9 protein-coding genes are annotated in these 13,041 nt (G+C 56.7%); 8 read left to right on the top strand and 1 reads right to left on the bottom strand.

What is annotated here, in order from left to right; all coding sequences use genetic code 11:
- The first annotated feature begins 68 nt into the window (after nt 1–68).
- The 8 genes from clpB (at nt 69) to K334_RS0105620 (ending at nt 10,492) form a co-directional block, all read left to right on the top strand.
- Complete coding sequence (clpB, locus tag K334_RS0105655) at nt 69–2,576, top strand: ATP-dependent chaperone ClpB (protein ID WP_025880490.1); 2,508 nt, start codon at nt 69–71, stop codon at nt 2,574–2,576.
- 248 nt (nt 2,577–2,824) lie between these two features.
- Nucleotides 2,825–3,064 carry a hypothetical protein gene (locus tag K334_RS0105650; protein WP_027444646.1) on the top strand — a complete coding sequence of 80 codons (240 nt, stop codon included), beginning with the start codon at nt 2,825–2,827 and terminating at the stop codon, nt 3,062–3,064.
- Nucleotides 3,065–3,189: 125 nt separating this feature from the next.
- Complete coding sequence (locus tag K334_RS0105645; protein ID WP_027444645.1) at nt 3,190–4,515, top strand: TolC family protein; 1,326 nt, start codon at nt 3,190–3,192, stop codon at nt 4,513–4,515.
- Between the two features lie 32 nt (nt 4,516–4,547).
- Nucleotides 4,548–5,606 (top strand): efflux RND transporter periplasmic adaptor subunit, encoded by a 1,059-nt coding sequence (locus tag K334_RS0105640; protein WP_248623505.1) that lies wholly within the window; start codon nt 4,548–4,550, stop codon nt 5,604–5,606.
- Between the two features lie 12 nt (nt 5,607–5,618).
- The gene (locus K334_RS0105635; RefSeq protein ID WP_025880492.1) at nt 5,619–8,834 is read left to right on the top strand and encodes an efflux RND transporter permease subunit; all 3,216 of its coding nucleotides are present in this window, start codon (nt 5,619–5,621) and stop codon (nt 8,832–8,834) included.
- A gap of 1 nt (nt 8,835) precedes the next feature.
- Nucleotides 8,836–9,153: a hypothetical protein gene (locus K334_RS0105630; protein ID WP_021589108.1), complete on the top strand. Its 318-nt coding sequence runs from the start codon at nt 8,836–8,838 to the stop codon at nt 9,151–9,153.
- 208 nt (nt 9,154–9,361) lie between these two features.
- Nucleotides 9,362–9,724, top strand: coding sequence for a MarR family winged helix-turn-helix transcriptional regulator (locus K334_RS0105625; protein ID WP_021588927.1), 363 nt, complete (start codon nt 9,362–9,364; stop codon nt 9,722–9,724).
- Nucleotides 9,725–9,916: 192 nt separating this feature from the next.
- Nucleotides 9,917–10,492, top strand: coding sequence for a manganese efflux pump MntP (locus K334_RS0105620; RefSeq protein WP_021588894.1), 576 nt, complete (start codon nt 9,917–9,919; stop codon nt 10,490–10,492).
- Nucleotides 10,493–10,973: 481 nt separating this feature from the next.
- Here K334_RS0105620 and K334_RS0105615 read toward each other — a convergent pair whose 3' ends face one another.
- Complete coding sequence (locus K334_RS0105615; RefSeq protein ID WP_027444643.1) at nt 10,974–12,971, bottom strand: OPT family oligopeptide transporter; 1,998 nt, start codon at nt 12,969–12,971, stop codon at nt 10,974–10,976.
- Nucleotides 12,972–13,041: the final 70 nt, after the last annotated feature.

Genomic DNA, 13,041 nt, shown 5'->3' with positions numbered 1-13,041 from the left:
TTCGGAAGCCGTGCAGGCTCCCCGACAAACGTCTACACATTATATAATATAAGAAAGGAGAAACGAAAATGACATTCGACAAATTCACGATCAAGGCGCAAGAAGCCGTACAAGCGGCGGTGAACATTGCGCAGCAGAACGGGCAACAGAGCATAGAGCCCGTCCACTTGCTGGCCGGCGTCATCGACAAAGGCAAGGAAGTGGTCGCCTTCATGTTCCAAAAGCTGGGCATGAACGCCAATGCCGTCAACACGGCCCTGCAACAAGAGATAGCCCATCTGCCCAAGGTGCAGGGCGGACAGCCTTACTTGAGCAACGACACCAACGCCATCTTGCAGCGCACGATGGACTTTTCGCAGAAGTTGGGCGACGAGTTCGTCAGCATAGAACCCATGCTTCTGGCCATCCTCGACAGCAACAATGTCGCCGGCCGCATACTGAAAGACGCCGGCATGACCGAGAAAGAGGCCATGATGGCGGTCCAGGAACTGCGTCAGGGACAGAAGGTGCAGAGCCAAAGTGGCGACGAGAACTACCAGGCGTTGCAGAAATACGCCATCAATCTGATAGAACGGGCGCGCCAAGGCAAGCTCGATCCGGTGATCGGACGCGACGACGAGATTCGCCGTGTGCTGCAAATCCTGAGTCGACGCACCAAGAACAACCCCATATTGATAGGTGAACCGGGAACCGGAAAGACGGCCATCGTGGAGGGATTGGCCCAGCGAATCGTGCGCGGCGACGTGCCGGAGAACCTGAAGAACAAGCAACTCTACTCGCTCGACATGGGCGCGCTCGTGGCAGGAGCCAAGTATAAGGGCGAATTTGAGGAGCGGCTCAAGGGCGTCATCAAGGAAGTGACCAACGCCGACGGCAACATCATCCTCTTCATAGACGAGATTCACACGCTCGTCGGTGCCGGAGGAGGCGAAGGGGCCATGGACGCGGCCAACATATTGAAGCCTGCCTTGGCCCGGGGAGAGCTGCGGGCCATCGGCGCCACGACCCTCAACGAGTATCAGAAGTACTTCGAGAAGGACAAGGCGCTCGAACGCCGCTTCCAAACGGTCATGGTCAACGAGCCCGACGAGCTTGACGCCATCAGCATTCTCCGTGGTTTGAAAGAACGATACGAGAACCACCACAAGGTAAGAATACAGGACGACGCCTGCATCGCGGCCGTCAAACTGAGCGAACGCTACATTTCCGACCGCTTCCTGCCCGACAAGGCCATCGACCTGATGGACGAAGCGGCTGCCAAACTGCGCATGGAACGCGACTCGGTGCCCGAGGAATTGGACGACCTGGATCGTCAACTCAAGCAGAAGGAGATTGAACGCGAGGCCATCAAGCGTGAGAACGACGCCGACAAACTGGCTCTTCTCGACCGTGAAATCGCCGAACTGAAAGAGAAAGTGAACGCCTTCAAGGCCAAGTGGGAAAGCGAAAAGGCGCTCGTCAACCAAATTCAACAGGACAAGCAGCAGATGGAGAACCTCAAGTTCGAGGCCGAACGGGCCGAACGGGAGGGCAACTACCAGCGCGTCGCTGAGATTCGGTACGGCGAACTGACCCGTCTGGCCGAGGACATCAAGGCCGTTCAGGCCCGACTGGCTTCAACCCAGCAGGGCGAACAGATGGTGCGCGAGGAGGTGACGGCCGACGACATCGCCGAAGTGGTGAGCCGTTGGACGGGCATACCCGTGAGCCGAATGCTGCAAAGCGAACGGGAGAAGCTGCTAAACCTTGAGAATGAGCTTCACAAAAGGGTCGTCGGACAAGAGGAAGCCATCACGGCCGTGAGCGACGCGGTGAGGCGCAGCCGCGCCGGACTGCAGGATCCGAAGCGCCCGATTGCGTCTTTCATCTTCCTGGGAACCACCGGTGTCGGCAAGACGGAGCTGGCCAAGGCGCTGGCCGAGTATCTCTTCAACGACGAAAACATGATGACGCGCATCGACATGAGCGAGTATCAGGAGAAATTCAGTGTCACCCGCCTCATCGGCGCGCCTCCGGGATACGTAGGTTACGATGAAGGCGGCCAGCTGACGGAGGCCGTCAGGCGCAAACCGTACAGCGTCGTGCTCTTCGACGAGATTGAGAAGGCGCATCCCGACGTGTTCAACACGCTGCTGCAGGTGCTCGACGACGGCCGACTGACCGACAACAAGGGCCGGTTGGTCAACTTCAAGAACACCATCATCATCATGACGAGCAACGCCACACGCGAACAACTCCGTCAAATCATGCGTCCGGAGTTCCTCAACCGCATCGACGACATCATCACTTTCAAGCCGTTGAGCAAGGAGGAGATTGCCCAAGTCGTGGAAATGCAGATGAACCGCGTGAAGAAAATGCTCGAACCGCAGGGCTACGACTTGCAATGGACGCCGCAGGCCATCGAGACGCTGGCCGAAGCGGGCTACGATCCGCAGTTCGGCGCACGTCCCGTGAAGCGTGCCATCCAAGAGATGGTGCTCAACGAGCTGAGCCGCAAGATCCTGAGCGAGGAGGTTTCGCGTGAGAAACCCATCCTCCTCGACTCCTTCGGCGAAGGTCTCGTCTTCAGAAACTAAGCCCGTCATCCTCTCATACAGGCCATATTCCGCAACAACCGCTTGCAGAATATGGCCTTTTTCGTTGCCTTTCACAAGCGCATTGACAACCGTTTGAATTGTCAACACATCCCTACAACAACTAATTTATCTTAAAATCAAATTTATTTTCCAAAGGAAATAGATTATCAAAGATACTTTTCTTACCTTTGCATTGTTTCCTTTGGAAACGTAAAAAGGTAACTATTGTCAAACCAAAAGTGCATCACATGAAAGAGTTAATAAAGAGACTGAACTTCTTCAGTTTGTTCCGCATCCTCATCGGAGCCGCAGGAGCCGCATACGGAGCCTACGCCGGCAGCGTCGTCTTCGTCGTCTTGGGCGTGTTTCTGATAACGATGGCGTTTCTGAATCCATCCTGTTGCATCGGCAACAAATGCGTCATCAAGAATAAGAAGCCCAAGACAACTTTCACAAAGGCCAACGACGAGCCTGCAAAAGAGGGCTGATCAGACGGCAATCGCTGCACGATCGGCTTCCAATCGCTGCACGATTACTTTCCAATCGCTGCACGATTACTTTCCAATCGCTGCGCGATTGAATTTCCATAAACCAACTTTTAACTTCCAAAAGGATGAAGCATACAGATACAATCAAGGCCATCGCCCTGCTCACGGCCCTTCTGGGGGCTGAAGTCCATGCCCAAACGCCCTCCTACATATCCATGGACAGGGCGATACGGCAGGCCGAGCAGAACAACAGCCATATCCTACAAGCCAAGATCGGCGAACTCATCGGCAAGGCGGAATACCGCCAGACCGACGCCATCTTCCTTCCCCAGGTCTCCCTGGGCTACACCGCCATGGCCACCAACAACCCTTTGAACGCCTTCGGATTCCTCCTTCAGCAGAGCCGTGTCACCGCAATGGACTTCGATCCGGCCAAGCTCAACGACCCGGGGACGGCCCGCAACTTCAACGCCGGCATAGATGTCAAGCTGCCGTTGCTGAACGTCGACATGTGGTATCGCCGCAAAGGAGCCAAGATTATGGAGGATATTCCCAAGTATCAGACCCAATATACAAAGGAATACATCAGGTATGAGGTGCAGAAAGCCTACACCCAGCTGCAATTCGCCTATGCAAGCGCGGGCATATTGGCCCAGACCCTCGCCGACGTCAAGGCCATCCGGCAGATGGTCGACAACTTCTACAAGCAGGGACTGATACAGAAAAGTGACGTGCTGAACGCCGAAGTGCAGGTGAATACGGTTGAAAGCGCGCTGGCAAAGGCCCGCAGCAACATCGCCAACGCATCGGAAGGACTCCTACTGCTCATGGGCGACAAGCCGCAAACGGGCGGCGCCACCCTGTCCACCGACAGCCTCCGGCTGGCCGACAACGAAGAGACGACCCCCACTTTCTCGCCTTTCCGCTCGGACATCATGGCCATGCAACGGGGCCTCGACGCCACGAATGTCATGGTGAAGTCGCTCAAGATGGCCTACCTGCCGCGCCTGAACGCCTTCGGAAGCTATCAGTTCAACGACAAGCGCATATTCCGGTTCAAGTCGGACTCCTACATGATGGGCCTGAACCTGAGCTGGGACATCTTCACGGGCAACCAGACCAGGCACAAGATACGCGCCGCAAGCCTGCAACGGGACAGGTTGCAGCTGCAATTGCAGCAGCACATCGACCGGAGCAGGCTGGAAGTGGAGAAGAACAACCGCGACCTGACCGACCTTGCGTTTGAAATCAAGCGCCACGAAACGAGCGTTGCGCAGGCCGGCGAGGCCCTCCGCATCATGCGCAACCGCTACAAAGAGGGACTGGTCGGCACCACCGACCTCCTCATGTCGCAGGCACAGTTCTCGAAAACACAGCTTGAGAAAGCGCAGGCTGTCATGAACTACAACATAACAAGATATTACCAGCAATTAATCACCGCAAAAAAATAGAACCATTTATGTCATCCCTCTTTAAAACCACATTGCCAGGACTTCTTGCCATCGGGCTAATGGCGTCCTGCTCGTCAACCGAAAAGCCGAAAGGCGAAGAGCCTTCCGTCGCCGTAAGCACCTATTCCCCCACGGCGCAGAGCGACAACAGCCTCCTCGTCAGCGGCATGGTGTCGTCCAAGCAGACCACTTTCGTCAGCACGCGGATGATGGGCTACATCCACAAGATTCATGTAAAGCAAGGCGACCACGTAGCCAAAGGCCAGCTGCTTGTGACCATCAACAGCGACGACCTCAAGGCCAAGCGCGCCCAGGTGCAGGCGATGGTCGTGGAAGCGGAGGCCGCCGCCCGCAACGCCAACAAGGACTACGACCGCTACAAGGCCCTGCACGCCCAGAAAAGCGTGTCGGACAAGGAACTGGAGAACATGCAGCTCAACCGAACGTCCATCAACGCCAAGCTGCAGATGGCCCGCCAGAGCCTGAAAGAAGTCAACTCGATGTTCAGCTACGCCGACATACGCGCTCCTTTCGCCGGCACCGTCACCCGAAAGATGATGGACGAGGGCGGAACGGCCGCACCCGGCATGCCCATCCTCGTGCTCGAACAGACCGGCGACCTTGATGTTGAAGCGTCGGTGCCCGAAAGCAGCATTCCCTTCATCAAGCCGGGCATGCCCGTCCGGATGGAAGTCAAGTCGCAAGACCTGCACTTTGTCGGCCACATCAGTGAGGTCAGTCCCTCCGCCGAGACCACCGGCGGCCAGTATGGCGTGAAGATCGCGCTGCCACAGGAGGTCAAGGGCCGTCTCAAGGCGGGCATGTACGCCGGCATTCGGGTGCCCATGCCCACGACGGCGCAGCCCAGGCAAGGCGTGTGGGTCGAGGCGTCGTCCGTCATTCGCCGCGACCAACTCACCGGAGTCTACGTGGTCACGGCCGACAACAAGGCCGCTCTGCGCTGGATCAGGCTGGGAAGAACCCAGAACGGGCGCATCGAAGTGCTTTCAGGACTCGACGCTTCGGCCAAAGTGATTCGCGGCGGCGGCGTCAAACTGTACAACGGGCGCAGCATTAAGACAACAAACTAAACACCGACACTTATGAAACAAGGAATATCAGGCATGATAGCGGGGGCCTTCATCAAGTCCAAACTCAGCATTCTGCTGGTGATGGCCTTCCTGCTGATGGGTGCCTTCAGCATATACCTCATCCCCAGCGAGGAGGAACCACAGATAGAAGTGCCGATGGCCGACATCATGGTCGGCTATCCGGGCGCTTCGCCCAAGGAGATAGAGCACAGCGTCGTCGCGCCGTTGGAGAAGATCGTCTCCAACATCAAGGGAGTGGAGGACGTCTACTCCACGTCCATGGACGGAATGGCCATGCTCACCGTCCAGTTCTATGTCGGCGAAGACGTGGAACGGTCGCTCGTCAAGCTCTACAACGAGCTGATGAAGAACATGGACCGCATGCCGCAGGGCGCCACCATGCCCCTGGTGAAGTCAAGGGCCATCGACGACGTCCCGGTGCTGGCCTTCACGCTGTGGAGCGACAGCGTCGGCAGCTTCCAACTCCGTCAGCTGGCCGAGGTCGTGGGCAACGAAATCAAGAAAGTGCCCGACGTGGCCCACGTGGATGTCATCGGCGGCAACCCGCACGAGGTGAGTATCCGGCTCGACAAGGAGCGGATGGCCGCGAGCAAGGTCGACATGAACGCCATCGCGCAGGCTCTCCAGGCCAACAACGTGCAGCTGCAGAGCGGCAACGTCGTCGGTGGCGACCGTGCTTTCTCCACGCAGGTGGGCAATTTCTTCACGAATGCGGACGAAATCAGGAACACCGTCGTCGGAACCAATGACAACCAACCGGTCTACCTCCACCAGGTGGCCGAGATAGAGGACGGCCCCAAGGAGACCGACAACTATCTTTCATTCGGCTACGGGGCCGGCCATGCCGAGCAACAGAAGGCCAATCCGGGCGAACATCTGGCCGTCACCATCTCCATCGCCAAGAAGAAGGGCGCCGACGCCATGAAACTGGCGAAGCTCATCACCCATAAAGTGGAGCATTTGAAGCGCGACCTCATCACCGACAACGTGCAGGTGGAGGTCACCCGCAACTACGGAGTGACCGCCGCACACAAAGTTTCGGAGCTTCTGCTGCACCTTTCCCTGGCCATCGTCATCGTCACGCTCTTCGTCATGCTGGCCATGGGCTGGCGCGGCGGCCTGGTCGTCTTCCTTTCGGTGCCCATCACGTTTGCGTTGACGCTCTTCGCCTACTATTTCACAGGCTACACGCTGAACCGAATCACACTCTTCGCGCTGGTCTTCGTCACCGGTATCGTGACCGACGACTCCATCATCATCGCGGAAAACATGTACCGCCACTTCAAGCACAACAAGCTGCCGCCGCTGCAAGCAGCCATCTATGCCATCAACGAGGTGGGCAATCCCACGATCCTGGCCACCCTCACCGTCATCGCGGCCGTGCTTCCGATGGCTTTCGTGTCAGGAATGATGGGACCCTACATGAGTCCCATGCCCATCGGAGCGGCCATCGCCATGACCTTCTCCCTGCTATTGGCCCTGACGTTGACGCCCTACTTCGGCTTCCTCTTCCTGCAATACAAGGGCAAGTGCAAAGCGGGGAAGGACGACGCGACCGACGGACACACCGAGAACGCCCTCGAGCAGGGGCGCATCTACCGATTGTACCGCGCCATGACGGAGCCGTTCCTGAAAAGCCGCACGAAACGATGGGCCTTCATGCTCGGCCTCACCGTCGTATTGGTAGGCTCCGTGTCGCTGTTCTTCACCAAGTCGGTTTCGGTTAAAATGCTTCCGTTCGACAACAAGAACGAAGTTCAGGTCGTCGTCGACATGCCCGAAGGCACAACGCTGGAGCGAACCAACGCCGTCGCGCAAGAGCTGGCCATGGAGATAGCCCGCAACGAAATGGTGACCAACTATCAGATCTACACGGGCACGGCCTCCCCCATCAGCTTCAACGGCCTGGTGCGCCACTACGACATGCGCCGTGGCGACAACGTGGCCGACATCCAGGTGAATCTGCTTGACAAGAGCCGCCGCAACGTCCAGAGCCATGACATCGCGAAGGCCATGCGGCCGGCGTTGCAGAAGATTGGCCAACGCTACGGGGCCAACGTCAAGGTGGTGGAAGTGCCGCCCGGACCGCCCGTCATGTCCACCATCGTGGCCGAAATCTACGGCCCCGACCATGAAGGACAGATGGATGTGGCGCGACAGGTGAAGTCCATCCTGCGCATGACCGACAATGTGGTCGACGTCGACTGGATGGTGGAAGACGACCAGAAGGAGTTCCGCTTCGTAGTGGACAAGGACAAGGCCATGAAACAGGGCATTGCCGAAGCCCAGGTGGCACAGGTTGTGCGCGGCGCGCTGTCGGGAGTCCCGGTGGGTGTGCTCCACCAGCCGGCCATGGTCAACCAGGTGGGCGTCACGCTGAAGCTCTCCGAAGCTGACAAGGCCAGTGTGGAAGACGTGCTGAGCACCAACGTCGTCAACGCCCGTGGCCAATCGGTGCCCGTCGGCAGCCTGGTCACGGTGGAGGAGACCGTCAAGCAGAAGAGCATTTCACGCAAGAACCAGAAGCGTGTGGTCTATGTGACGGCCGAAGTGGCGGGCGAACTGGAGAGTCCCGTCTATCCGATACTCGACATTTCCGACAAGTTGAAGGGCATAAAGCTGCCCGCCGGCTACCACATCAGCGAGGAGTTCAAGCAGCAACCCGAGCTGGAGGACGACTATTCGCTCAAGTGGGACGGCGAATGGAAGATTACTTACGAGGTGTTCCGCGACCTGGGACTGGCCTTCCTCTTCGTGATCATCATCATCTACATGCTGCTTGTCGGATGGTTCCAGAGCTTCCTCACGCCATTGGTGCAGCTCACCGTCATACCGCTGTCGCTCATCGGCATTGCGCTCGGCCACTTGCTGCTCGGCGCCTACTTCACGGCCACGTCGATGATAGGCTTCATCGCCCTGGCGGGTATCATGGTACGCAACTCCATCTTGCTGATCGACTTCATCGACATACGCCTCAAGGAGGGCATTCCGCTCAAACAAGCCATCATCGAGTCGGGGGCCATCCGCACCACACCCATCGTTCTGACGGCCGGCGCCGTGCTCCTGGGGGCCATCGTCATCCTCTTCGACCCCATCTTCCAAGGACTGGCCATCGCATTGATCGGCGGTACGCTCACGTCCACGGTGCTGACGCTGGTCGTCGTGCCGCTGTTGTATTACAAAATGCTCAAAAACAAAGTGAAATAACATGAAACTTATCGTAGTATTAAGCCTTGTCGATTTCAGGGAAAGCGTCATCAAACTGCTCCACGACGCGGGCGTGAAGCGTTTCAGCACGGCCGACATCACCGGCTACAAGGACCGCAAGACGGCAGACGACCTGAATTGGTTCTCCTCCCGCCTGCTGCGTGTCAAGACCGACTCGCTGGTGTTCTTCAGTTTCGCCGAAGAACAGGCCGCGGAAGAGGTCGTCCGCCAGGTCAACGCGCTCAACCGAGCCACAGAAGACAACTTCCCCGTCCACGCGTTCGTCATGGACGTGGAGAAGTTCTCCGAACTCAGCTGACGTCAGGCGTGCGCCGTGGCACACCCCGGCTTGCCCATTCCAAGCCGACGCCGTGCCACGGAACGCGCCCGACCGACGACTCCGCCCGCAAAGCAGGGCGACGGCATGCGGAAACGGCTTCGCTGACGTTTTTCCCGTCAGAAGTTGGTTTATCAAAGAGAAGTCGCTAATTTTGCAAACGATAAACTTTTAAAACAAGGAGGTTGCTATGGACAACAGCTGCATCTGCCAAATCAGGGACATCTACAAAGCGATTGTCAGGTTTGAACACGAACTGGACAGGCAGTTCGGCCTGAACATCAACGAAGGCATGCTGCTCTGCCTGCTTCAAGACACCAAACCCATGCAGGCCAAGGACATCGCCGACAAGATGAACCTGACGAAATCCAACACGTCGAAGGTCATCGCCTCGCTCGAAAAGAGGCAGTACATAGAAAGACAAGGCAGCGACCTGGACTACCGATACAGGTATTTCCGCATAACGGAAGAGGGACTGCGCATCCTGGAGCAGATTCACAGCGACAAGGTGTGCATACCTGAAGACCTGCGCCGCTACGTCTCCAAGCCATAACTCCCTTTCTGCCAGGTACATACAGCACCAGAAGCCGCCCGAAGCGGCACGCCGCCCGACAGCCGTCGGCCGGTTGCAATTCAAAAGCTATGCTTTGACCGCGTGAAAAGCCCCCTTTCATGCGCCAAAAGCATAGCTTTTGCACGCTCATAAGGGGCTTTTTTCAAATCAAAAGCTTACCTTTGCAACATGATGCACTTCATAGATCTGACGCTGCTGGCCATCGCCCTGGCCATGGACTGCTTCACAGTATCCATCATCAGCGGCGTCATGCTGCGCCGTCCGCAATGGCCCGCGATTCTCCGCATGTCGCTCCTGTTCGGCTTTTTCCAAGCGTTCATGCCGCTGTTGGGCTGGCTGGGCACCACGCGCTTCAGCCATTACATCGAAGCCTACGACCACTGGATAGCCTTCGGACTGCTCGCCTTCCTGGGCGGGCGCATGATTCGCGACTCGTTTTTGCCCGAAGAAGCGAAGACTTTCGACCCCGTGAGCCTCAAGTCGCAGCTCATCCTGGCTCTCGCCACGAGCATAGACGCCCTCGCCATCGGCATAACCTTCGCCTTCACAGGCTACCGCACGCTCGCCGACCTCATGCTCCCGCTGGCCATCATCGGGCTGGTGTCGCTGCTGTTCGGCCTCACGGGCAACATGCTCGGCATACGGTTCGGCAACCGCATCTGCCGTTGCATCAGGCCGGAGCTCATCGGCGGCGTCATTCTCGTGGCCATCGGCGTCAAGATTCTGGTCAGCCACCTGTGTCAATGAGGGCTGAAGACGCCCACCCCGCTGCCGGACGCGCTTGCAACGACAGGCGAAGCTTCCGATTTGAAAGCACTTGACATCCGTCAAGAAATGCCCATCTTTCACAAATATCGTCCGTTTGGGTTTTGAACATCCGTTTTCTTCCGCCTAACTTTGCCCTCGGTTTCGAGAGAGACCGTCAGGATAATCAGACCCGAAGAGTGGGTCTGTGCTTAGGATAACAATTAATGGGCGCTGCAAAGCAGTGCCGATAGGAGATTGAGAAAATGGAAAGATTGACACAAAATGTAAAGAATGGACTGAGAAAGTTTGCCGCTTCCTACGTAAAAGCAATGACTTTATACGGTGAAGCCTTTCTCGCCACCAAGGGTATCGCCTGAAAAGGCGTGCCGATTGATTGGAAAGCAACTCACTAAAAAATAGTCCCTCCATGACTTTTGGGCCATGGAGGGATTTTTGTTTGCCAAGGACTGCCGTCCGACCGCTACGCTTCGGCCTTCTTAGTCTGCCGGATGAAGAAGAGGATGAGGCAGATGTAGGCGACGAGCGAGCATATTTCCGACAACGGGTTGGCCAGCCAATGCTCGCTGACGGGGTTGAAACCGCCGAAGCGCAGCAGTGCGCTGACCACGCCCATGAGTGCTCCGCCGGCGATGAAACCACTGGCGATGAGGGTTCCCCGCTCGCCACGGGCCAGGTTCAAGGCCTCGTTCTTGCTGCGTGTCGTCACAAACCAGTTGAGTGCTCCGCCCACGAGGATGGGCACGTTGAGCTGCAACGGGATGAACATGCCCAAGGCGAAGGCCAGCGCGGGTATCTTGCAGAACGTCAAGACGATGGCGATGAGCGCGCCAATGCCATACAGCACCCAGGGCGCGCCGGCCCCGTTCATCATCGGTTCGATGACGGCAGCCATGGCGTTGGCCTGCGGGGCCACGAGATGGCCGGTCTGGTTGGGGTCGAAACCGTAGGTGTCGTTGAGCAACATCATCACGCCACCCACCGTAGCGGCACTAACCAGCGTGCCCAAAAACTTCCATGTCTCTTGCTTTTTGGGCGTAGTGCCAAGCCAGTAGCCTATCTTCAGGTCTGTAACAAAACTGCCGGCCATACTCAATGCAGTACAAACAACGCCGCCCATAATCAGCGCGGCCACCATGCCACCGGCCCCATTGAGTCCTACGGCTACCATAACGACGCTGGCCAAGATAAGTGTCATTAGCGTCATACCCGACACAGGATTGCTTCCTACGATAGCTATGGCGTTGGCGGCAACGGTCGTAAAGAGGAAAGCGATGATTGCTACCAACAGAATAGCTACGATGGCATAAAGCAGGTTGTGCATCACGCCGAGCCAGAAGAATACGAATGTAACGGCAATGGCTACTAACGAACCGATGGCTATAATCTTAAACGAAATGTCGCGCTGCGTGCGGGCCACGTCAACGCTGTCTATACTCTTGCCCCCCATTTCCTTTGCGGCCAGTCCGACGGCACTTCGGATAATGCCCCAGCTCTTGATGATACCGATAATACCGGCCATGGCAATGCCTCCAATGCCGATACTCTTGCCGTAAGTAGCAAAAATCTGTTCGGGCGTCATAGCACCGACAGCCGTCGTCACGGTCGTTCCACCGATATTAAGGACGGTATCGGGAAAGAGTAAGGCCATACCGGGCACAATAAGCCACCACACGGCAACCGAGCCCATGCAGATAATGAAGGCGTATTTCAAACCTATGATATAGCCCAAGCCCAACACGGCGGCACCCGTATTGACCTTGAACACCAGCTTGGCATGGTCGGCCAACTGCTGTCCGAAGCCCACCACGCGGGTCGTAAAGTTCTCATTCCACCACCCGAAGGTTGCTACGATGAAGTCGTAAAGGCCACCTACGAGTCCGGAAATGAGCAAAGGCTTGGCTTGATTGCCACCTTTAGCGCCCGAAACGAGCACCTGTGTCGTGGCCGTTGCTTCGGGGAAAGGATATTTGCCGTGCATGTCGCTGACGAAATACTTGCGGAATGGAATCAAGAAAAGAATGCCAATGATACCACCAAGGGCCGAACTGAGAAATATTTTAAAGAACGAAGCCGTCATGTCGGGGTACTTTGCCTGCAGAATATAGATAGCGGGAAGCGTGAAAATAGCACCGGCCACCACGGCTCCAGAGCAGGCACCGATACTCTGGATGATAACATTCTCGCCTAAAGCCTTAGAGCGTTTGGCGGCCGTAGACGCGCCAACGGCGATAATGGCGATAGGGATGGCGGCCTCAAAGACCTGTCCCACCTTCAAACCAAGGTAGGCCGCGGCCGCAGAAAACAACACGGCCATGACGATTCCCCACGATACTGACCAGAAGTTTACCTCCGGATAAACCTGCTGAGGCGACATGATGGGTTCATACTCCTCACCACTCTTCAACTCCCGAAAGGCATTTTCCGGCAATTGGATTGATTCTTTTTCCTGTTTTTCCATAATAATTATTTACAAGTTTGATTGCAAAGTTAAAGCAATTGGATAGAAAAGCAAAATAATTGTTGTATAT

It is taken from the genome of Segatella baroniae DSM 16972 = JCM 13447 (assembly GCF_000426585.1).
Lineage (GTDB): Bacteria > Bacteroidota > Bacteroidia > Bacteroidales > Bacteroidaceae > Prevotella > Prevotella baroniae.
This window is presented reverse-complemented; position numbering and strand designations above follow the sequence as displayed.

Coding starts and splice junctions, on each gene's coding strand:
- clpB (WP_025880490.1), top strand. CDS start 69: ATGACATTCGACAAATTCACGATCAAGGCGCAAGAAGCCGTACAAGCG.
- K334_RS0105650 (WP_027444646.1), top strand. CDS start 2,825: ATGAAAGAGTTAATAAAGAGACTGAACTTCTTCAGTTTGTTCCGCATC.
- K334_RS0105645 (WP_027444645.1), top strand. CDS start 3,190: ATGAAGCATACAGATACAATCAAGGCCATCGCCCTGCTCACGGCCCTT.
- K334_RS0105635 (WP_025880492.1), top strand. CDS start 5,619: ATGAAACAAGGAATATCAGGCATGATAGCGGGGGCCTTCATCAAGTCC.
- K334_RS0105630 (WP_021589108.1), top strand. CDS start 8,836: ATGAAACTTATCGTAGTATTAAGCCTTGTCGATTTCAGGGAAAGCGTC.
- K334_RS0105625 (WP_021588927.1), top strand. CDS start 9,362: ATGGACAACAGCTGCATCTGCCAAATCAGGGACATCTACAAAGCGATT.
- K334_RS0105620 (WP_021588894.1), top strand. CDS start 9,917: ATGCACTTCATAGATCTGACGCTGCTGGCCATCGCCCTGGCCATGGAC.
- K334_RS0105615 (WP_027444643.1), bottom strand. CDS start 12,971: ATGGAAAAACAGGAAAAAGAATCAATCCAATTGCCGGAAAATGCCTTT.